The 21,448-nt window shown below is 42.7% G+C and carries 19 protein-coding genes and 1 pseudogene; 15 read left to right on the top strand and 5 right to left on the bottom strand.

Translation table 11 applies throughout. The features are described from left to right. The 7 genes from N482_RS14385 to N482_RS14355 form a co-directional block, all read left to right on the top strand. Positions 1-533, top strand: a 533-nt coding sequence (locus N482_RS14385) for an alpha/beta fold hydrolase (protein ID WP_063377696.1), incomplete at its 5' end; no start/stop codon positions are given. After that, the gene (locus tag N482_RS14380; RefSeq protein ID WP_063377695.1) at positions 530-1,750 is read left to right on the top strand and encodes an NAD(P)/FAD-dependent oxidoreductase; all 1,221 of its coding nucleotides are present in this window, start codon (positions 530-532) and stop codon (positions 1,748-1,750) included. The genes N482_RS14385 and N482_RS14380, both read left to right, overlap by 4 nt. A 41-nt stretch (positions 1,751-1,791) precedes the next feature. After that, positions 1,792-2,934, top strand: a complete 1,143-nt coding sequence (locus N482_RS14375) for an acyl-CoA dehydrogenase family protein (protein WP_063377694.1) — start codon at positions 1,792-1,794, stop codon at positions 2,932-2,934. Beyond that, positions 2,931-4,487, top strand: coding sequence for an amino acid adenylation domain-containing protein (locus tag N482_RS14370; RefSeq protein ID WP_063377693.1), 1,557 nt, complete (start codon positions 2,931-2,933; stop codon positions 4,485-4,487). Before N482_RS14375 ends, N482_RS14370 begins: the two co-directional genes overlap by 4 nt. Before the next feature lie 97 nt (positions 4,488-4,584). Then, positions 4,585-6,132, top strand: a complete 1,548-nt coding sequence (locus N482_RS14365; RefSeq protein ID WP_063377692.1) for an NAD(P)-binding domain-containing protein — start codon at positions 4,585-4,587, stop codon at positions 6,130-6,132. Between the two features lie 22 nt (positions 6,133-6,154). Next, positions 6,155-6,763, top strand: a complete 609-nt coding sequence (locus N482_RS14360; protein ID WP_063377691.1) for a chorismate--pyruvate lyase family protein — start codon at positions 6,155-6,157, stop codon at positions 6,761-6,763. A 3-nt stretch (positions 6,764-6,766) separates the two neighbouring features. Next, a complete protein-coding gene (locus N482_RS14355; protein ID WP_063377690.1) occupies positions 6,767-8,242 on the top strand; it encodes a cytochrome P450 in 1,476 nt (491 codons plus the stop codon). A gap of 96 nt (positions 8,243-8,338) precedes the next feature. Here N482_RS14355 and N482_RS25935 read toward each other — a convergent pair whose 3' ends face one another. The 3 genes from N482_RS25935 to N482_RS25985 form a co-directional block, all read right to left on the bottom strand. After that, positions 8,339-9,649: a PAS domain-containing methyl-accepting chemotaxis protein gene (locus N482_RS25935; RefSeq protein WP_063377689.1), complete on the bottom strand. Its 1,311-nt coding sequence runs from the start codon at positions 9,647-9,649 to the stop codon at positions 8,339-8,341. Between the two features lie 470 nt (positions 9,650-10,119). After that, the gene (locus N482_RS25670) at positions 10,120-10,392 is read right to left on the bottom strand and encodes a hypothetical protein (protein WP_063377688.1); all 273 of its coding nucleotides are present in this window, start codon (positions 10,390-10,392) and stop codon (positions 10,120-10,122) included. A 57-nt stretch (positions 10,393-10,449) separates the two neighbouring features. Next, positions 10,450-10,560, bottom strand: coding sequence for a LysR family transcriptional regulator (locus tag N482_RS25985; RefSeq protein WP_331245818.1), 111 nt, complete (start codon positions 10,558-10,560; stop codon positions 10,450-10,452). A 142-nt stretch (positions 10,561-10,702) separates the two neighbouring features. Between N482_RS25985 and N482_RS14340 the strand changes: the two genes are divergently transcribed. The 7 genes and pseudogenes from N482_RS14340 (at position 10,703) to N482_RS14315 (ending at position 17,468) form a co-directional block, all read left to right on the top strand. Beyond that, positions 10,703-11,476 carry an isocitrate lyase/PEP mutase family protein gene (locus N482_RS14340; RefSeq protein WP_063377687.1) on the top strand — a complete coding sequence of 258 codons (774 nt, stop codon included), beginning with the start codon at positions 10,703-10,705 and terminating at the stop codon, positions 11,474-11,476. 483 nt (positions 11,477-11,959) lie between these two features. Next, positions 11,960-12,172, top strand: a complete 213-nt coding sequence (locus N482_RS14335) for a hypothetical protein (protein WP_063377686.1) — start codon at positions 11,960-11,962, stop codon at positions 12,170-12,172. Positions 12,173-12,250: 78 nt separating this feature from the next. Further along, on the top strand, positions 12,251-12,457 hold the full coding sequence (locus N482_RS14330) for a hypothetical protein (RefSeq protein ID WP_063377685.1): 207 nt from the start codon (positions 12,251-12,253) through the stop codon (positions 12,455-12,457). A 161-nt stretch (positions 12,458-12,618) separates the two neighbouring features. Continuing rightward, the gene (locus tag N482_RS14325) at positions 12,619-13,206 is read left to right on the top strand and encodes a hypothetical protein (RefSeq protein WP_155730596.1); all 588 of its coding nucleotides are present in this window, start codon (positions 12,619-12,621) and stop codon (positions 13,204-13,206) included. A gap of 20 nt (positions 13,207-13,226) precedes the next feature. Then, a pseudogene (locus N482_RS24380) lies at positions 13,227-13,415 on the top strand (GNAT family N-acetyltransferase); the annotation flags it as partial. 260 nt (positions 13,416-13,675) lie between these two features. Further along, positions 13,676-15,331, top strand: a complete 1,656-nt coding sequence (locus tag N482_RS14320; RefSeq protein ID WP_063377683.1) for an H-type lectin domain-containing protein — start codon at positions 13,676-13,678, stop codon at positions 15,329-15,331. Positions 15,332-15,836: 505 nt separating this feature from the next. Then, the gene (locus N482_RS14315; RefSeq protein WP_063377682.1) at positions 15,837-17,468 is read left to right on the top strand and encodes a DUF342 domain-containing protein; all 1,632 of its coding nucleotides are present in this window, start codon (positions 15,837-15,839) and stop codon (positions 17,466-17,468) included. Positions 17,469-17,519: 51 nt separating this feature from the next. On the opposite strand, the gene rnt is transcribed toward N482_RS14315, so the two are convergent. Further along, positions 17,520-18,188 (bottom strand): ribonuclease T, encoded by a 669-nt coding sequence (gene rnt / locus N482_RS14310; RefSeq protein WP_063377681.1) that lies wholly within the window; start codon positions 18,186-18,188, stop codon positions 17,520-17,522. Between the two features lie 223 nt (positions 18,189-18,411). On the opposite strand from rnt, the gene N482_RS14305 reads away from it, so the two are divergent. Then, a complete protein-coding gene (locus N482_RS14305; protein ID WP_419555041.1) occupies positions 18,412-19,275 on the top strand; it encodes an OmpA family protein in 864 nt (287 codons plus the stop codon). Between the two features lie 27 nt (positions 19,276-19,302). Here the strand turns inward: N482_RS14305 and mnmC are convergent, their stop codons facing one another. Further along, on the bottom strand, positions 19,303-21,288 hold the full coding sequence (gene mnmC / locus N482_RS14300; protein WP_063377679.1) for a bifunctional tRNA (5-methylaminomethyl-2-thiouridine)(34)-methyltransferase MnmD/FAD-dependent 5-carboxymethylaminomethyl-2-thiouridine(34) oxidoreductase MnmC: 1,986 nt from the start codon (positions 21,286-21,288) through the stop codon (positions 19,303-19,305). Between the last annotated feature and the right edge of the window lie 160 nt (positions 21,289-21,448).

Raw genomic sequence — 21,448 nt, 5'->3', positions numbered from 1 at the left:
GCACTTTGCTATACGCTTACGAAGAAAAAGAGTGGGTATTAGTTGCTAACTCTGCCGGCAGTATGATTGCTACCGAAATTGCAAGACGTCACCCAGACAAAGTAAAAGCGCTGGTATGTACAGGTTTCGGTTTGGTTGATGACGTTGAAAGCTGGTGGGGGGATTTGAAGAAAATGTCTTCTAACCCTGAACAATTCTTAGCGGCTGCATATTATCACCCACCTAAGATGACCCCTGCGCTTGAAGATTTACTTAACGATGTACTGTCTCGTCCTGCATATCACACTTTCTTGGACGAATACGCACGTAAATCAATGGTAACGACATTTGATGGTGTAATGGTACCAACGTTGTTTGTCGCGGGTAACCACGACCAAATAATTCCACCAGAGTGGAGTGAAAAAGCAGCTGAAAAGCTTGAAAACGCAACAGTTACAAGACTTTCAAGATGTGGCCACTTCTCTGCATCAGAGCGCCCAGAAGAGTTTGTTTGGGTTGTTGAAGATTTCTTAAACAAGGTGGAAATGGCATGAACGCATTCAAAAGTTACGACGTAGTTATTATTGGCAGTGGCCCCGCGGGTAGTTTGTGTGGTATTGAATGCCGTAAAAAAGGGCTATCAGTTCTGTGTATCGAGAAAGATGAATTTCCTCGTTTCCATATTGGAGAATCATTGACTGGTAACGCGGGCCAAATCATTCGTGATTTGGGTCTAGCCGAAGAGATGGAGGCAGCGGGTTTCCCTGATAAACCCGGTGTAAATGTAATCGGCTCTTTGTCTAAAAATGAGTTCTTCATTCCCATTTTAGCACCTACTTGGCAAGTAAGGCGCAGCGATTTTGACACCATGCTGAAGCGCAGAGCGCTTGAGCATGGTGTTGAATATCAGCAAGGCATTGTAAAAGACGTTATCAAGCATGAAGGTAAGGTTGTTGGTGCTATCTATAAAGCTGACGACATGGAGCATCAAGTGCGCTCAAAAGTGCTCGTGGACGCAAGTGGTCAAAATACATTCTTGTCGAGAAAGGGTATCGCTGGTAAGCGTGAAATTGAGTTCTTCTCTCAACAAATCGCTTCTTTTGCACATTACAAAGGTGTGGAACGTGATTTACCGCCGTTTTCAACTAACACCACCATTTTGTATTCGAAGCAGTATCACTGGTCTTGGATCATCCCAATCTCGCCAGATACAGACAGTCTAGGCATCGTGATCCCGAAAGATCTTTACTACAAAGAGTGTAAAAACCCAGATGATGCCATTGCCTGGGGTATGGAAAACATCAGCCCTGAGATCAGAAGGCGTTTCCAAAATGCGGAGCGTATCGGCGATTCGCAATCTATGGCTGATTTCTCTTATCGTATAGAACCGTTTGTCGGTGATGGCTGGTTATGTATTGGTGATGCACACCGCTTCTTAGACCCAATTTTTTCGTATGGCGTATCGTTTGCGATGAAAGAAGGGATCCGTGCCGCTGATGCTATCAAACAAGCCATTGATGGCAATGATTGGAAAACACCGTTCTATGCATACCGTGACTGGAGTAATGGTGGCCAACAGATCGCTGCTGACTTGATCCGTTACTTCTGGATATACCCAATTTTCTTTGGATATCAGATGCAGAACCCTGATTTACGTGACGAAGTAATTCGTTTACTTGGGGGATGCTGCTTTGATTGTGAAGGCTGGAAAGCGCCTACCATCTTTAGAAATGCAATTGAAGAATACGACCGTAAGCAGATGGCTGGTTAAGGAAGAGCATTGCGCTTTTCCTTCTAAAGGAAGGATTGATTATGAACTTTGAGTGGAATGAGGATCAGCTCGAATTGTTTGAACACGCACTAAGCTTTGCGAGGGACTTAGATTTTTCTAAAATGCCTGAAGGAGAATTTCCCGAAGGTGCTTGGCATGCGCTTGGTGAGTTTGGCTACTACGGGTTACCCATAGACAGTAAATACTCTTCATGCGGCAGTGGCTTTGATATTTTAACCACGGTCAAAATTCTTGAAGGCTTAGGGCAGGGCTGTACTGATACCGGTATCTTGTTTGCCGGTGCGGCGCATACCTTTGCTTGTGCAATGCCAATTTATGAGCATGGCAGTGAAAAGCTAAAAATGGAGCTGCTACCGGAGTTAACAAGCGGAGCCAAAATTGCTGCCAATGCGATATCTGAAGCAGAAGCAGGTTCTGATATTGGCAAGCTAACGACAAAAGCCTGGCGAGAAGGCGATTACTATGTCATCAAAGGAGCCAAATCCTATGTAACAAACGGCAGTGTCGCTGATTATTTTGTCTTGTATGCCACAACCAACCCTAAGTTTGGGTATTTGGGTCAAACGGCTTTTGTCGTGCCTGCTAATTTACCTGGGATTGAAGTGGGTAATAGTTATAAGAAACTGGGTTTGAACTCGGCGCAACTTAATCAAGTATTCTTCGATGAAGTGAAAGTGCATAAAGATTACGTTTTGGGCAGTGAAGGTCAGGGGGCACGGATCTTTGCCGCCTCAATGGACTGGGAGCGCTGTTGTTTATTTGCGTTGTTTATTGGTGTTATGCAGCGTGATTTAGAGCGCTGTATTGAATACGCCAACACACGTAAACAAGGTGACAAGACAATCAGTAAATTCCAAGCCGTTGCACATCGAATTGCTGACATGGAAGTGCGCCTACAAAGTGCAAGATTACTACTTTATTTTGCAGCGTGGCAAAAGTCGCAAAACGTTGATAATACGAAGGCGGTTGCTTCGAGCAAGCTAGCTATCAGTGAAGCGTTTGTACAATCTGGCATAGACTCTATTCGCGTTCACGGTGCACTTGGTTATCTACAGGAAAGCGGTGTAGATGCAAGTATTCGAGACGCTCTAGGCTCAGTGCTTTTCTCTGGCACTTCTGATATTCAGCGAGAATTGATCTGCAATAGGTTGGGTCTGCTATGAAGATACTCAGTGACGTACTAACAACTGGGCTTGCTAAAGTTGGCGACCATGCGCTAGCAGTGACTGACAGTTTTGAATCATACAGTTATGGCGAATTATCGTTGTCGGTCACGCAAATTGCTGTGCTTTTACAAAGCAAAGGGGTGGAACCGGGTGATAGAGTTGGCATTTGGGCTGACAAATCATGTCGCGCACTGGCAGCCATGTTAGCGGTGACGAAACTTGGCGCAGTATACGTACCGATTGACCCGATGAACCCGATGGTTCGAGTCGATATTATCCGCAATGATTGTGCGATGAAGGTGATGTTTACGACTCAGACTAAGTTTTCCCAGTATCGTGAGCAGTGTGCTGAGGGTTGTCATTTTGTAGTACTAGACAGTGAAGGCGAGTTTACTGCACCAGCAGCAAAGGCACTTGAGATTAATCAAGCAAGCAGTTGGCAAGATATCAAACGATGTCAGCCATCCAGATTGAGAATGAGTACCGCTGTTAGTGATGATGATCTTGCATACATGCTGTATACCTCGGGTTCAACTGGGGTACCAAAAGGCGTTCGAACAAGTCATACCAACGCACTTGCATTTGTAAAGTGGGTAATAGAAAAGGTAAAGCCAACTTCACAAGATCGCTTTTCTAATCATGCCCCATGGCACTTTGACTTATCTGTTTTGGATATCTATGTGGCGCTGGCAACAGGAGCAAGTGTACATCTAGTTTCTGAATTGGATAGTTATGTACCGCAAAAATTAGTGAACTTTATTGCTGAGCGTGGCATTACCATTTGGTATTCAGTGCCTACAGCCCTGACCATGATGATGAATGCTGACCCTCAGTTTGGTGAGTCTTGTAAGCAACTTCATACCATAATATTTGCCGGTGAGGCATTCGATGTGAAGTCACTCAAAGCACTACGCGCACAGTTTCCAAGCTCTGAACTATTCAATTTTTATGGTCCAACTGAAACCAATGTCTGCAGTTATTACAAGGTACCTGAGGTCGTGCCTGAAGAACTACCAATTGGCTATGCCGCAAGTGGTGCTCGCATCACCATTTGCAATGAAGAAGGCTGTCAAATTGACATGGGCAAGCAGGGATTTATCACCGTTATAGGCCCGACGGTTTTCTCTGGGTATTGGGGACGAGAAACCAGAACTGAAAGTGCCTACAACACGGGTGATATTGGCTATATCAATGAACTTGGCGAACTTATGTACGTTGGTAGGCAAGATCATATGGTCAAAGTAAAAGGGTATCGCGTGCACCTTGGGGAGGTTGAGCGTGCACTATATCAACACCCAGCCATTAAAGAGTGCTTAGTTGTTTTAAGTGAGGCAAAGACGCTCGAAGCACATATCGTGACTGAATCTGATCCCCCGTCATTGCTGACGTTAAAAATGCACTGTGCCAAACGCTTACCAAAGTACATGCTTCCTGAACAGATTGTGTATTGGGATGCGCTACCGCGTAACCGTAACGGCAAACTATCGCGTCAAAGCTTATCAGAATCGCGCCCACAACAAGCGACTGCCACTGTGCAGGGTGGTGCGTAACCAGTTTACATCTTTGTAAACATTAACCTAGGAGTTGTTGCTAGACGCTGTCTTGACGGCAATAACGAGCAGCTCCTTGCTATACACGGAGAGATTTATGAATAAGACCATAGCAGTCATAGGTGCTGGTTTATCTGGTATTGCCGCCGTCAAACAATTAACAGATGGCGGCCATGAAGTTACTTGCTTTGAAAAAGCCGAGAGCTTCGGAGGGGTGTTTGCAGATAAGAAGATCTACAACGACTTACACCTCACAATTTCGAACTATTTTATGGCGTATTCGGACTATGTCCCGAATCACCAAAAATTGAAATTCTGGTCAAAGAAAGAATATATTAACTACTTAGGTGAATACATACAGCGTTTTGATATTGCTAAACATATTCACTATGATCACGAAGTACGTCGCGTTGAGAAGCAAGGTGATAAATGGATAGTCACATGTAAAAACGGTGACAAAGAGCATAGCAAAGAGTTTGATATGGTTGCTGTGTGTTCTGGACATTTCCAGAAACCAAAGCTACCAGAATTGCCAGGCCTTGATATGTTTAAAGGAGAAATAGAGCACTCCAATGACTATCGCGACAAGCACAAGTACACTGACAAGCGAGTGTTGTGTGTGGGGCTTGGCGAAAGCTCTGCGGATATTACATCAGAAATATCAGAAGTAGCGCGTAAGTGTATCTTGTCACTGCGTCGTTACCCTGCCGTTGCGCCGCGCTATATGGCCTTTCAAGAAGACCCATATTTTACGATTGATACATCGTGGTTGACTTCACGTATCGTGAACAAACTACCGCATAAATATCACGGCGGGATCACCAAAGGCATTTTCAAAAAATACGTGAATAGCCGGAATGACCATGTACGTATTCGCGGTGAATGGCTGAAAAAATCGGGCCCTTCCCATCACCAAGCGGTCACTAAAAATGAGCGCCTGTTCCGACCTATCGCCGACGGAACAGTAATGCCAAACATTGGTGGTATCGAGCGTTTCGAAAAGAATGCAGTGGTATTTAAAGATGGCACACGAGAAGAAATTGATGCAGTAGTATTTTGCACAGGGTACCAGCTGAGCTTCCCATTTTTGGATGTCAGTATCGCGAATATGCGCGACCTCTTTAAGCAAATGTTTATTCCTGAGATGGGCCATACGCTGTCTTTCATCGGATTCGTTCGTCCTCAACAGGGCGGAATACCTGTAATCGCGGAAATGCAGTGTCGTTATTTATCTAAGCTGGCAGGTGGGGAAGCTCATTTACCTACTTTGTCGGAAATACACGACATTGTGAAACATGATACCAAGCACTGGCAAACCGAGTACAAGATCACACCACATGTGGCTTCTTTGGTGAACTACTGTCACTACATGGATTCGATGGCAAAGCTAGTTGGTTGTATGCCACAGATCCCGAGCTTGTTTAAAGATCCATTGCTGCGAGTCAAGCTACTTCACAACCCACAATTTGCTGCCCAGTACCGTCTAGATGGGCCAAACAACATGACACATACGGCACGTGAGTTTTTGTTGAGTTTCCCAAATATTAGCTCTTGGCCGCGGATCATTCATTTTGAAGTCGCCTTGGCAGCGCAAAAATTGCTATCCCGTCTGCGTTTAGATGGGTTACGCGAAATCAGCAAGTAAATAACAAGTACGAGGAAAGGACATGATCCAATTGTCAGATGAGTGTTTGAGCAACTTAGATGAAAATCTTGAAGTGCAAACCTATAACTTAAGCAGGCTCAGTTACCTACAAAAAATTATTTTGGGCACCGATGGTACGGTCACGCAGTTACTTGAAAGTATTGTAGGTGAACAGATCGTGGTCGAGAAGTTACTCGAGGCCGATGTGAATGTACTTCCTCATGAAGAAGACATGCACTGCCAACAGCGCGTGATCACGCTCAATGGGGCCAAAACTGGGTTACCTTATTTATACGCCGACTCTTTGGTGTATCACGGCAATATGAACGTGAACTTTTCTCGGGCTTTAACAGAAACACGCATTCCCATAGGAAAAGCGTGGGAAAAATTTCAAATAGAAACCTATAAGACCTTGCTCTCATGGGGCTTTGAATATGCAGGCGAACTGTCGCATCACTTCGCCGTAGAGCCCAGTGATCTTGTGTTATACCGCACTTACCTCGTGTATTCACAAGGCAAAAAAATATTTCGCATTACCGAGAAGTTTCCATTTGCTTGGTATATGCAATCAGAGCAGTTCGACTCTCAATTCGTATCAGCAGAACTATCAACCTTAGTCAGTGGGATTTGACCAATGAAAAATACCGATACAGCAGAAGCTTTGCCACAGAGCAAGTTAGACATAGACAAGTTGACACCAACGATTCCTCATATTCCATTTAACAGTGAGGATGGTCAGCGCTTTTTCTGGGGCGAAGATTACCACCTCATAATAGAAGAGTTGTCAAAGAAATACGGCGATATCTACTCAGTAGAGACCGCTAAGGGCCCAATTGTTGCGTTAAATGGATATCAATACATTAGAGAAGCGCTGGTAGCGCAAAATGATGTATTTAACGTGCGTGCAGATTATGAAATTTTACAAACTGCACCGCAAAAGCATTTCCTAGAATTAGAAGCGGGCGAGCAATGGCAAGTGCACCGTAAAGTGTTTGCACATGCAATGCGTGAGTACTTTGCTACTCGTTGGGATCAAATTGAAGATTGGATGACGACAGAGATTAATGACATTGCTGCCATTTGGAAAGAGCAGGGAGATATTTCATTTGATCCAAATAGAGAAGTTTCTTTAAAGTTAGCGAGCTTCTTGCACAAAGTGATGTTTGACGACCGCTTTGGTGAATTTGAAGTGAATATCTTTGATGAAAAGAGCTTAAGTTGGCTTCCAAACGGGTTTATCAACAGTACGCGCCACGAATTGATGCCTGAAAATTTACAGGAAAAGTATTACGCTCAGTATGGCGATGCAATTGAAAAGTTCAGCTCAAATCTAAATGGGTTAGACCAGTATGTGTCGTTTAATGTGGGTCGTCGCAAAGAAGATTATGTGCCGGGTGAATACCGCGATTTATGTGATTATTTATTTGAAGCCAATGACAGTGTAGATGACTCGACAAAAGCGGCATTAAACATCGGCGAAAAAGAGATTGTTGTTGGCTCTTTGACTCAAGTGGCTGGTGCAGGTGGCGGTGTTGGCGCATTTGCAATGCGTTGGGCGCTTCTATACTTAGCTGCTTTCCCTGAATACCAAGCGCGCGTGCAAAAAGAATTAGATGAAGTCGTGGGGCGTGATGAAGTACCACTGAATAAACACAAAGCAGACTTGCCATATACGCAGGCATTTATCGCTGAAGTATTGCGTCATTGCTCAATTACATCGATGCCAGCTGCTAACTATGGAACCAGTAAAGATACTTTACTGGACGGTTATTTTATTCTAGGTGGCACGCCATTGGTTATTAATAACTACAGTATCACTCGCGATGAAACGTTGTGGGAATTGCCAGACGAGTTTATCCCAGAGCGCTTTTTGGACGACAATGGAGAGTTAAGCAAGAAGCAGCAAGGCAAGGCATTTCCATTTGGACTTGGACAACGTCGTTGTTTAGGTGAGCATTTTGGCAAATACATTATCCATACTCTATTTGCACAATTGGCACACAAATTTGAGTTCTCAATTCCTGAGGGTAAAAAGGCGAACTTAAAAGCGATTTCTGGCGTATTTTTAGTGCCTGAAGAGGTTGAAATTAAAGCTAAGCCACGCTTCTAATTCTCTTTATTTAGTATTATGGCTAAGTACATTAAAACCACCGTTGTCGGTGGTTTTTTTATGAAATAGGTCAAACTAGAATTTGACCTATTTTGTCTATTGGCTCAGTTGTGACACTGCTTCGACGATACTTTCAACTTGGCGGTTGATGTCGGTAATCGTGTGATTAAGCTCTTCTATTAATAACACGCCAGACTCTACCTGTTGAGCACTTTTGCCCATTGACGCTGTAGCTTCTGTGGATAAAGCGACATTTTCTTTAACAACGTCAGCAATTTCAGTGGTCGAAGAACTGGTTCGAGCAGCCAATTGTCGGACTTCATCTGCGACAACTGCAAAGCCGCGGCCTTGTTCGCCGGCTCGTGCAGCTTCAATAGCAGCATTTAAGGCGAGTAAGTTTGTTTGATCGGCAATGGCGCTGATTGTCGATACGATGTTATTTATTTGGTCTGATTGTTTATTGAGTGCGTCAATATTAGTAACCGCGACACCCATATCTGTGCGTAAATCTTGCATGAGTTTGATAACTGTCTTTACTGATTCAGTGCCATTTTGTGCTGCTGTATCTGCAAGCTCAGATGCATGACCGACATTTTCTTGAGTTTGGCGTGTTGCAACAATTCGCTCTGTAATATCCGACGCAAACTTAGTGATTTTTATGACTTGGCCATTTTTATCGATTACGGGATTATAACTGGCTTCTAACCAAAGCTCATGACCATGTTTGTCTTTACGCTCTACTTGACCACTAAAATATTGGCCGTTGGCTAGTTGCCGCCACAGGAATGCATAGTCAGGGGAGTTTACAATATGACTAGGGCAGAAAGTACGGTGATGTTGACCTTGTATTTCATTTAGTTGATACCCTGTTGCAGCTAGAAAGTTCTCATTGGCTGTTAAAACATTGCCAGATACATCAAACTCAATGATCGCCATAGAGCGATACAACGCATCAATTACGTTTTGTTGTGACACAGCCGTGAGCTCTCGCTCGGTGACATCTGCTGCAAATTTTACAATCTTTAGCAGTTTACCTGAGTTGTCCAAAACTGGGTTATAGCTTGCTTCAAGCCAAAGCTGCTTTCCTGACTTTGTGAAGCGTTCAATTGTACCAGAAAAAAACTCGCCATTATTCAAAGTACGCCACAATGCCGCGTATTCAGGGGTGTTGGTATATTTTTTATCACAAAAAATGCGATGGTGCTTGCCAGCTAACTCCGCGACTGAATACTCCATTGCATCCAAAAAATTTTGGTTTGCAGTAATAATTTTACCATCAGGGGTGAATTCAATGATAGCAGTGGAACGGCCCACAGAAGCAAGGGTTTGCTCTAGCAATTGTTTATGATTGCGTTCTTGCTCAATAGAAAGCTGCAAAGCTCTTCTTTCTTTTCCAAAGGTAAACATTGATGATAAAACCCCGTGCGTTTATTGTTGATAAAACCGGCATTATTGCAATCAGGGTAAGCATGTCAATCATTGTACGCAAATATCATCCTAAGTTATGAGTTAAGAAATAGAGCTGATTATCGGCGGTAGAACAAACTAATTTTGGGACATGTTTCTCAAGAGAGAGGCTCTGTTGCAGTCTAACCACCTAGAGTTATTCGTTTTTTCTTTTTTTGGGTGCGCGAAAGGCGCATCCACTGAGCATTACAACACGTTAAGTTGCTTGAGCCATCTCTGCTTTTAACCATTGCGTAAATACCTTTAATCTAGCCACCCAGGCGAAGTAGGGTCGTACACAAAGTATCTTTTTATCGTATTTTTATGAGGTAAATCAAAGGGAATGGATAGCTCTGCTGAATCGAGTTGTCGTTGGCATACATACGGTACTGCCAACGTTACACCATGACCGCTAGAAACGGCGCTTAGTGCTAAGTCAGTTGAGTTGACTTTGGTCCACTGTTTATAGTTTTCAAATCTACAAACCTTGCTGAAGAAGACGCGTTTATCTGAATGCACGGATATTGCTCAGTAAACGATTGTAATCTTGGCATGAGCCACAGTGCGATAAACGCCTGAGTAGAAGTAATTGTAAGCTCACCTTCAATGCTTTCTTCCGGCAATTGATTGACGCCTTGATTTAAAATAGTTAGACCTTGTTGTGCGTGTTCAAATAGCACACGTCCGGACAGGCTTAGTAGCATCTTTTTTCCCTTGCGAACAAACAAGCGGGTGCTGAGTAAGCCTTCTAACTGGCGTATTTACTGGCTAACAACAGCTTGAGAAATACATAGCTTTTGCGCTGTGAGGCTATAACTGCGATACCTTGCTGCACACTCGAAAGTTACAAGCAGATTTATATTCTTAAACACAATATCTTAATTTTTGTCCTTGGCATTCATAATTATAAGCTCTGCTTATATTAAAAGTCGATTTTGATTGTTGGCGTTTGTAAATGAATATGAAGACAATAGTTCCATCACAGTCAATAAAATAGTTTACATGGAAAACATCATGAATAAATTTGAAATGCTTCATCAACAAACACAACCATTACTTATTGCAAATGTTTGGGATGCTGAAAGTGCCAAACGTGCCGAAAAGGCTGGGTATCAAGCATTAGGGACATCAAGCGCGGCAGTTGCTGCCGTATTAGGTTACGAAGATGGTGAACATATACCATTTGAAGAACTCGTATTTATGGTAAAAAGAATCTCTGCTTCAAGTTTGCTGCCACTGAGTGTGGATATTGAATCTGGATATAGTCGAGATCCCAAAGAGATCGCAGCTAACATAAAACAGCTAACTGAATTAGGTGTGGTGGGTGTGAATTTAGAAGATAGCAGAGTGACCAAAACCAGAGCGCTTATAGATAAAGATACATTTGCTGCATTGTTATCGGAGGTTATGAAATATCTAAGAGCCAGCGATGTTCGGGTTTTTGTAAATGTTCGCTGCGACGTTTTTTTATTGGGATTGGGCAATGCAACTGAAGAAGCAACCAAACGGGCTGATAGCTACCAAAATGCAGGAGCTGATGGATTATTTTTTCCTTGTATGACAGACGAGTCAGATATCAAGGCTGTTGTGGAAGCAACGTCGTTACCTATCAATGTAATGGCGATGCCTGATTTACCTGCTTTTGATACGCTGTCAAAACTAGGTGTCAGACGTATTAGTATGGGAAATTTCGCCTATTTATCGATTTCCAATCAATTAGAAAAAACAATGAAAGATATTAAATCACAAGGCGATTGCAAAACTTTATTTGCAGCAAACAATTTGTAAATTGAAAGCGAGGAGGCGTGGGCTATAGGTAAATTGAAATAAGAGAGTTAGGTTGCGGTATAAGTTTAAAGCTTTACGTAAAATAAAAACTACAAAAGGACCCGTTATGCGCTTTATATTAATTATTTTCATTACTGTTATGTCATTCAATGCCCTCGCTTCTTCTCCTGAGAGGTTGTGAGCCAACTTTGACAAGCCCTGTCACATGATAAAAATGAAAAAGCCGATATTGAACGGCTACAACAATTATTCCATTCGAATGCCACCGTTTTTGGATTGCATTTGAAAGAGGTAAACACAGCTTGATGGTCAAATCTGGCACGGACTTTATTCAGTTGTTGGATAAGACCTCTAAAAGAGGGTTTACGAATGCAAGGTTGTAGGAATAATCGAGAACAGTGTTGGAGTAGTCTAACGAGTGAAATAACAGAACAGTCAGTGGAAGTCGCCAGCTATTAATGGCGACATGATTCAAAATTACCTTTGAAACTGAGCAGCTACAATACGTCTACGTTAACTATTACCAGTGCTGATATTGACGCGATGGAAAATGTAACCTTTATTGTATTGGTGGTTGACACTAGTGACAACGAGTTTGAAAAGTCTCATATGGTTTGCATTGAGCCATTGATCAATTTAGCGCCAGAGTTAGAGAGCTCTGGGCCATCGGATGCACAAGAGCTTTCACAAATATAGTTTATCACTTCGATTAACGACCCCTAAGGGGATGACGTTGAGCTCAGTTGGCAGCATGATTCTGACTTAGAATTTAATATGACCGGAGAGGAGACTGCGAAGCTCAATATATCCATACCAGATATAGAAACGCAAACTTCAGTTACGTTTACGGCTACTGATAACCAAGGCGCTGTGGCCATCGAGGAACATCAAGTCTCGATCATCGCATTACCCAATGTCTTTACTGAAATAACTCTACCTCAACAAGCACAGAGTTTGAAGAGCGTGCGCCGTTTACTTTGAGTGCAAATGCAACGGGTGCTGATGGGCAGATAGAAACATATTCTTGGCAACCTGACTTAGGCTTAGAGCTGATATTGTCAGGCGAAAATAGCGCCTCTTTAACTGTATAAGTACCTGATATCACCGATTCACCGATTGCCAATGCGGATGTGCTGCTCAGAGTGGGTGAGCATATTTTACATGCTGTTGTGGACGCGAATGGTAACTATGAAATAGATATTGATCTTGATAAATCAGAAAAGAACAACCTGATAAAATTGTTTGCTCAGGGGGGCACCCAAAAAGATGTGGCTTTGATCTCTCAACTTGGCGAGTTTGCTGGTTTAGTTGAAGCAGTAGGGCAAGGTAACACTGTCGAATCAAGCGAATATTTTGGTATCAATATTACAAATGTAACAACTGCTGAATATGCATTTATTGTGGAAGGGGGCTCTGTACTTACCTACGAAGCTGAATTGGCAGCAGCGCAAGCGCATGTAGATAGAGAAGAAAAGCTCGAGGTTGCAGCATTGCTCAAGGCTGCAATAGATCATGGCCAAGCATTACCCGATGGGATCGACTCTACGTTAGAACTTGCCAGTGACTTTCGTGAAGCTCAGAAAATGCTTAAAGCCCTTAGAAAGTTAGGTCCAGAACTTATGGCGAAGTTACGTGAAATCAAAGGAGAGGTTATTGCTTGTGGAGGGTGGAGTTATCGCCCGACACTCTGGGGAGTGATAATGAAAAGAGCCGTAATGCTGCCTAGTTAGACCCTAAATCCCAAGCGGCAAAAGTACGAGCATTTTTTGTTATGCCTTACTATGCGAGACAAGGGCTTGGTTCTATGCTTATGAAAAAGTGTGAATCTGAGGGTGTTGCTATGGGGTATTCAACACTCGAACTTATGGCTATCTTACCAGGTATAAAGCTGTACGATAGGCATGGATTTATTGAACAGGGCTCATCGAGTGCCAATTGAGTGATGAGGCGACGATTACATTTGTGCCGATGAGCAAACAGATTTTAAAAGTTTAACCGCTTATACTTTCGAACTTACCGTTCATGTTATTCGTGACCTGAATTGATTGCGTAATAAATGTGAATTTTGCATAGTCCAATCACAGGTTACAAAGTTATAATGGATGCGCTTACCTTAAAGGATATAAGGCATATATAGCAATTGTATGTCATTTCTTTGTGTCATTTTAACGATTTAGAATTGAATTAAAAGGTTCTAACATGCTAAATATGCCACGCGCAGTTTTCCCCTTACTGATCGTATCATCTACTGTTTATTCATCTGTTGCCAGCGCAAACAGTTGTTTAGGCGAGCTTTACTCTATTAACTCAGGTCGCGGCGCACCTGGAGTTTTATTTAGTTTGCAAGAGCAAGACAAGTCAGCAAAAGCAATTTCGATGGCTGAATTTAGCTCCGCGGCTATGGCATACGATACAAGCCTTAATCGAATGTACTATGTATCCTCGCCGATCCCTTTCGAATACAAAGTTGATTTAAGTGCGTTAAATGCATCGCCTGAAGTGCTCGCGCAAATACCAGTACAAGGTGATAGGTTCAATTACACCCGCTTAGCCTATTACGACTTTGCCAGTAAAGAACATCATGTTGTTGATAGAACCAAATCAGTGATAGGTATGGTTTACGATGAAGAAAATGATGTATTAATCGCTAACGGCTATACCGATCTATATGAAATTGATAAAGGCACCGGTGCAGCCACTAAGCTTATGCATTTTGGCGGTGTTGATGGTCAATACAGAGGTGATTTAGTTTTCCATCAAGGCCAGTTGTACTTAGTTTCTTCGACATCTGTCTATTTAATTGACAGAACAGATGAGAATAATTACGGATTGATAAAACAGGCTGACCATAATCTGATTGCGGTTACAGGAGCTACAATTGGTCAAAATGGTGATGTGCTTGTTAGTCGCGCTGTGATTAACGACCATGGCCACCGAAATCAGTCAGAGCTGTATAAAGTTAATATGCAAACAGGAGGCACTTGCCTCGTTGCGACATTGCCGCTGCGAATCAACGACCTTGCGACAAATACAGCTGCGCCAGTAGCTTGCTATCAAGCTGACCCATGTGCATTGGACAACAAGGTCACTTTGGTTTCTGATTCGATTGTAAAAAACCTAGACCAAAAATGGCAATCGTACTCGACCACAGGCGCTAACTTTTTCGCTCCAGCCGTTTTCACGTCAGCACCGAGTTTTAATGGTAGCCACGGTGGGGTTAACCGAGTCAGAAATGTGTCACCTACAGGTTTTGAGGTAGCATTTAAAGAGTGGAATTACTTAGACCAAGTGCATCCTTACAAAGAATCTTTCGATTACATGGCTCTAGAACAAGGCCGTTACACCATGGCCGATGGTACAGTCATTGAAGTGGGTAGCTTTGAACTCAATGATACAAAAGTATTCAAGCAAACAAACTTTAGCCAAAGCTTTGACCGAACTCCACATGTTTTCCTTCAAGTTCAAACCTTTAATGGTGGCCACACTATCGCTACGCGTGTTAGGGACATTTCAACGACTGGTTTTAAAGCGGCTTTTTATGAACAAGATACATTAAACGAAGGTCATGAATACGAAACTGTGTCATATTTCGCAATTGTGCCTGGAAGTGGCTCTTCAGGAACGTTAGAGACGCAATCTGGTAGCCCATCTTATGAATTATTCAGTGCGAATATTAATCATACGGGTGGCCAAATAGGGGAACACTACTACTTATTGGTTGAAGATACCTCAAAGGATAAGGAGTTAAACCATATCATGGAAACAGTTCAAGTGATGGATATCGGTGGCGTAAGCCTCGTGCAGCAAGTTAGCAGCAATGGGGATGATAACTTAAGTATTCGACGTAAAGATTGATCAACCCTTGGACATCTGTCTCGGCCCTCGAAGGGGGCCTTTTTTATTTTCGATTCTTTACTTTTGGTTTTTGTCTTCTAAAACCACATATTCCTGAGATCGGACCATTAATTAACATGTAACGTTACCCAATTTGTGGCCTAAATAGTGCATATAAAACCAGTACTGTTTATTTTAGTGAATAATAACAGCGACTTTTATACAGCTTTCTACTCATTGAAGTTTAAAGCACGTAACCACACATTTAAAGATCTTAAATTTTGGTACTTATGAACTAGGTAAAAAGTCTCATATTGCGTAATTTACTAAAGAAATCACGTATTTTCACGATAAATTTAGTAATAATAGTAACTTGTCCATTATTGGCACTAACCGTGTTTACAATCATTCATAATTAGCGCTAAAAGCCGCCTATTTTGACTTAACATTACAAGGTTGTTGTGCTGAAATGAGGAAGGTTGCATAAAAACAAATAAAAAATGCAAGAGTATTTAGGAAGGAAGTGATGTCTTTGTTTCATTTTGATGAGGAGTCTGGGTATGTTTCTATGAAGGAACATCCTGCGCATTCAGGGTTTCCCGCGAGTGCAGCACAGCTTGTTGAGCTGTTAGAGCAATCTCCTTATGCTGACTTTGATGTCATTCACGCCAATATTGGCCAATTGTTTTCGCCATCAGATGATCAAGAAAAAGATTTACTGGTCGTTGCGAGAGCTGTTGACGCATCTATTATGATCCATGTCGAAGAAAATAATATGCTGGCCGAAGCCCGGCTAACAACCGCAAGAGGCGGAAAGCTTATTTCAATCGATGATGCAAGAGCAGCGTTAACAAGTGCTGGCGTGGTTAAGGGGATAAATGAAAGAGCACTCGATACATTTTTAGGCCAGCAGTTTGAGCAACCTTCTGGAAGTGTCTACTCGGGTATCGTAGCACATGGTGTGAGAGCAAAAGACGGTACTGACGCACGATTCGTGCGTTTGTGTATGACAGCCCAAGACAGAGTACTTAGCCCTCAACAAAAGTCGGGTGGTAAAGTAGATATGCGCGACTTGGGGGCAATAATTACGGTCAAACCGGGTAGCCCTTTAATGAAGCGCGTGCCGCCTACTCCAGGAGAGCAAGGTTTCTCAGTGTTTGGTGATATTCTTGAAGCAAAACCTGGTAGAGATTTCACCTTACAGGTCTCCGAGGGAACTAGAGTCAGTCCGGATGACCCTAATCTTCTGATAGCAGAAGCGAAAGGTGTACCTGTCGCTGTACCTAGAGGTATGAGAGTAGATGACGTTTTGTGCTATGACAATGTTGATGTCACAACTGGGCACATAGAATTTGATGGCAGTGTCGTTGTTAGCGGTGATGTCAAAGATGGGATGAAAATAAAAGCCACTGGTGATATTACCGTTATTGGCTTTGTAGAGTCCGCCCATTTGGAAAGTGGGAGCGCAGTTACCGTTATGCTTGGTGCTATCGGGCGAAAACGAATAGAGGGTGAAGACTTTTCTTGCATTATCAAGGCAAAGCGCACTATCTCTGTAGGTTATGGCCAGTACTGCCACATAGAATCAGAACAAGATCTCTTTATTGAGCGCCAAGCGCTGCACTGCGATTTAAAATCTAAACGACTGATTAGGATAGGAAAGGGCGACACACCTAGAGGTAAGCTCATAGGTGGAAACGTGTATAATGCGATGCGCATTGAGGCAGGTGAAGTAGGTGCACCATCTGGCACTCGTACGAGAATTGTACTGGCTCAAGACTGGTATGATTTGAAGAAAAAAGAAAACGAGTTTAAAAACCTAGATAAACTGCTTTCTAATAAGTTACTCACCATTAAGCGAGCTCAAATTAAAGCAAAGAAAACGAAAGCATCTGAAAAGCGTGACGCGTATTTGAAAAAGCTTGAAATCACAGAAAAGCGTTTAGATACACATTATCAGCGGAATGTGAGAAATAGCAAATTAGTAGAACAAAAACTTAGACGGTTAATTAAACTGAGCCGTGTAAAGGTAAATGAATTAATGCACCCGGGTATCGAACTTACAATCGCAAAAGATAGCCGCTCTTTTTCTAGAATTTACCCTCCACACCTCGTAAAGCTCGATGAAGGGAAAATTACCCAAGAGTTTAATAACTGATGATATTTTGAAACAAAAAAGCAGCTTAGGCTGCTTTTTTGTGAGTTGGAGTTACTTGTCATCGCCTGTCTGCGCATGTTGTTCGTCATCCTGAGGCAATGGCCACCCACCCAAAGCTTGCCACTTATTAACGATATAACAAAATAGCTCCGCTGTGCGTTCTGTATCATACAATGCAGAATGGGCTTGTGCGTTATCAAATTCTATACCAGCTGCTCTGCAAGCTTTTGCCAGCACTGTTTGACCCAGTGCGAGTCCTGCTAGTGAGGTGGTATCAAAGCTAACAAATGGGTGAAAAGGAGTTCGCTTGATATTGTTGCGTTCAATGGCTGCATTTAGAAAGCCGTGATCAAACGCTGCATTGTGTGCCACGATTACCGAGCGCTGGCAACCAGTATCTTTCTGCGCTTTTCTGACTGCCTTACAGATCTCTTTGATGGCTTCACTTTCCTCAACGGCTCCGCGCAGTGGGGAGAGTGGATCTATGCCGTTAAATTCTATTGCCGATTGCTCAATGTTAGCGCCTTCAAAAGGCGCAACGTGAAAATGCAATGTTTTATCGATACTAAGCTCGCCCTCATCGTTCATTTTTAAAAGGCTAACAGCGATTTCTAAAAGGGCGTCAGTGTCTTTATTAAATCCAGCTGTTTCAACATCAATTACAACGGGGAAAAAGCCGCGAAAGCGCTTTGCAAATAGGGACTGCTCTTGTTCTGCCATGGTCAACTTGGTTTTCTAAATCAAGCCGCCTATTATACTGATCGTGCGCCAAGATGCTATTTAGTATAAGCTGATAAATAACTATTTTTATGCGTTACGGCATTTTTGGCGCATTAAAACGGTACGTTAATTGCTTAAGTTAGTGCAGTAAGAACATTCAGGTGAAAGACGCGTTGCCTGAAAACCGACTACATTGCTTGAGGTAAGAAAAGTGAAGTGTAATATCAACATCTTAGTTGCAACAATTGTGTTATCAGTTGTTTGGCCTGCGCAAAGTGCTATGCGGCAATATAGTGCCTCGGTAGATAGTTCTAAGTGGATGGTTGATCGTACAACTCGTTTGTCATGCACATTATCTCATAACGTCCCTTATTATGGGGAAGCTATTTTTAGCTCCACAGCAAGTAAAAATAAAGATCTTACTTTTAGCTTGGATATGGTTATTAGGCCAGAAAGCTACGACTTTGCTGGACTAGAGTCGGTGCCGCCAAGTTGGCGTGCAGGTACGCCGGCAAGAAGTATGGGCAAAATGTCGTTACTGAAAAAGTTCGATGGGGAATTAGGCAACCCAGTTGCTTGGGAAATGCTAACTGAGTTAGAAAAAGGGTATCAGCCTACTTTTTACTATGAAGACTGGAACAATAAGCATGACCAAATATCTGTGTCATTGTCTTCGGTAAACTTTAAGAAGTCTTATTGGGAGTTTTTGCAATGTAGAGACAATCTGTTACCTTACAGCTTTGAAGACATTGCTTTTGTTGTCATGAACTACCGTCAAAATTCCAGCGAGTTAACTCAATCTTCGCGCAAAAGATTAGATATGATAGGCGAGTATTTAAATAACGACCCGGACATTGATTCTATTTACATTTCAGCATACTCAGACAGCTATGGTGCTAAAAACGTCAACCTGAATTTATCCAAAAAGCGGGCAATGGCAATCAAGGACTATATGGCGAGCAAGGGCGTGCCAGCAAACAAGATAATTGCCGATGGTTTTGGTGAAAAGCGGCATGTTGCAATAAATACAACGCCAATCGGTCGAGAAGCAAACCGACGCGTTATCATTCAAATATCCAAGCCCTAAATTGGGCTTGGAAGATTGTTAGGCTTATTAGATTTTATTACGAATTAGGTCTCGTACATACAACCTTGAGGGGTGCAGAGCCTCATGTACTCGCTCACTGAATGGAAGAGGTTCTTCCAAAAGGCTGGCGACTAAGTGTTCAGTAACCATTGGAGCTGTGCACAAGCCTCTCGCGCCAAACCCAGTCACAATGTGAAGCCCTTGATGTGGAAGCTCTTGAGGTGAAAAGTCATAAAATTTACCCTTACTAAGATTCCGGTAAGCTTGGATCACATCTTCTTTTTGTTGCACTTGTCCAATCATCGGCGTGTGGTCATTAAAGCAGCACCTTACAGCTGCCTTGGCACTTTTAACGTCTCCCAAACTGGTGTCGAATTTTGTGCCTTCATAAAAGCTCGCCAATTGTTCACGGTTGGTAATGTTATCTTGCTCTTTGATTTGTCTCGATTTCGAGTGTTTTTCGAAAGTAGCACCCATGCAATGCTGGCCGTTTTGACTTGGTGTGAAGTAGCCTTTGTGACAAAGGACCGTCGATAGCTGTTCAGAAGTTTCACCCGCTTCAATATGAGATACTTGGCCTCGAACGCCATGAATACCAATATCTTTTGTTTGTTCGAAGCGATCGCTGTGCTCTCCTGCGCATACGAAAACTTCTGAGAATGGCCCAAATTCTGTTTCTTTTGAAATCAAGTACCAGCCATCTTTCTTTCGATCCAACTTTTCGATGCAAGTATTAAAATACGTCGTGCTCGGTATTAGGTCATTTGCAGCATCAAATACAGCCTGTGTTAGCTCCGGCGGGCTTACCCAGCCACCTTGCTCAATAAATAAGCCTCCATAAGGTATGTCGATGCTTGCAATTTTTTGCGCTTGCTCAGTTGTGATTGATTTGATGAGTTGTTCAGGGTAGAGCGAACTGGTTGCTATCTTGTGATGTTGTTGTTTTTTCGCTTCAGTGACGCTCTGCAACAATACACCGCACCATTGATGGGCAAAGTTGTATTCTTGCTTTGCTAATGTTTGATAAAAGCGCAGGGCATACAAAAAGCTATGTGCGTAAAACTCAGAAGGAATTCCAAATTCACTTTGTAAGTTTGGATAAACAGCCCCTTGGCGATTATGAGATGCGCCTTGCGCCAGAGAGTCATCTTCACAAAATAGCGTTGTTTGAACACCTCTTTTTGCCAAGTTGTACATTAAGCAACTTGTGGCGATACCCCCGCCAATAATCGCGGCGCTATCGAGTGAAGCTTTACTTTGTTGGAAATAGATGGGTGTAGTCTGGTGAGGGGTTGCGTTTTCCAACTGACCAACCACCATTTCTCTTTTTCTACCGTAGCCTTTGACTTTTTTACAGTCGAACCCTGCTTCTTGTAGACCTCGCCTAACAAAACCAGCGGCCGTGAAAGTGGCGAAAGTCGCATTGGTTTGACTTAGGTTTGCCATGGCGTCAAACAACGATTGCTGCCACATATCGGGGTTTTTACTCGGTGCAAACCCATCTAGATACCAAGCATCTACTAATCCCTTATTTTTGTAGGCAATTTGAGGTAAGGATGCTTGAACGTCCCCGAACCACAGGTCAAGAATTACCCGCCCTTGTTCAAACTCCAGACGGTGGCAACCTTGTAACGCCATTGGGTATTTTTCACAAAGTTGATCTGACAGTGGCTGAAGAGAAGGCCAAGCTTGTAGCGCTTGTTTTAAATCGTCTAACTTGATTGGGTATTTCTCGAAAGAGATAAAGTACAGACGTTCAATGTTTGAATCTTTTGATCTGTTGTTAAAACGCGTCCAGCTATTTAAAAAGTTAAGTCCAGTACCAAACCCAGTTTCAGCAATAACAAAGTGAGGTCTTGGGTGGTTATCGAAGCGTTCTGGTAAATGGTTTTGCTCAAAAAAGACATAATTAGACTCAGCAAGTCCATCGTCATTAGAGAAATAAACGTCATCAAAATTATCGGCAACAGGCGTGCCGGCGTCGTTAAAATGGATTTGTGCGTTACTTATCATAGAAATACGTTAGAATACCTTCTGTAATTATTCGCTATTTTACTGCTTTTATTTGCATTAGTCCGTTGCAATTTTGCAAATATCAGTTCAGAGTACGTGTGTACGCTGGAAAGCTGACCACTTGATTAGCATTTTCCGCGTAGAATACACCTAAATTTTT

Source organism: Pseudoalteromonas luteoviolacea NCIMB 1942, from assembly GCF_001625595.1.
Classification (GTDB): domain Bacteria; phylum Pseudomonadota; class Gammaproteobacteria; order Enterobacterales; family Alteromonadaceae; genus Pseudoalteromonas; species Pseudoalteromonas luteoviolacea_A.
This window is presented reverse-complemented; position numbering and strand designations above follow the sequence as displayed.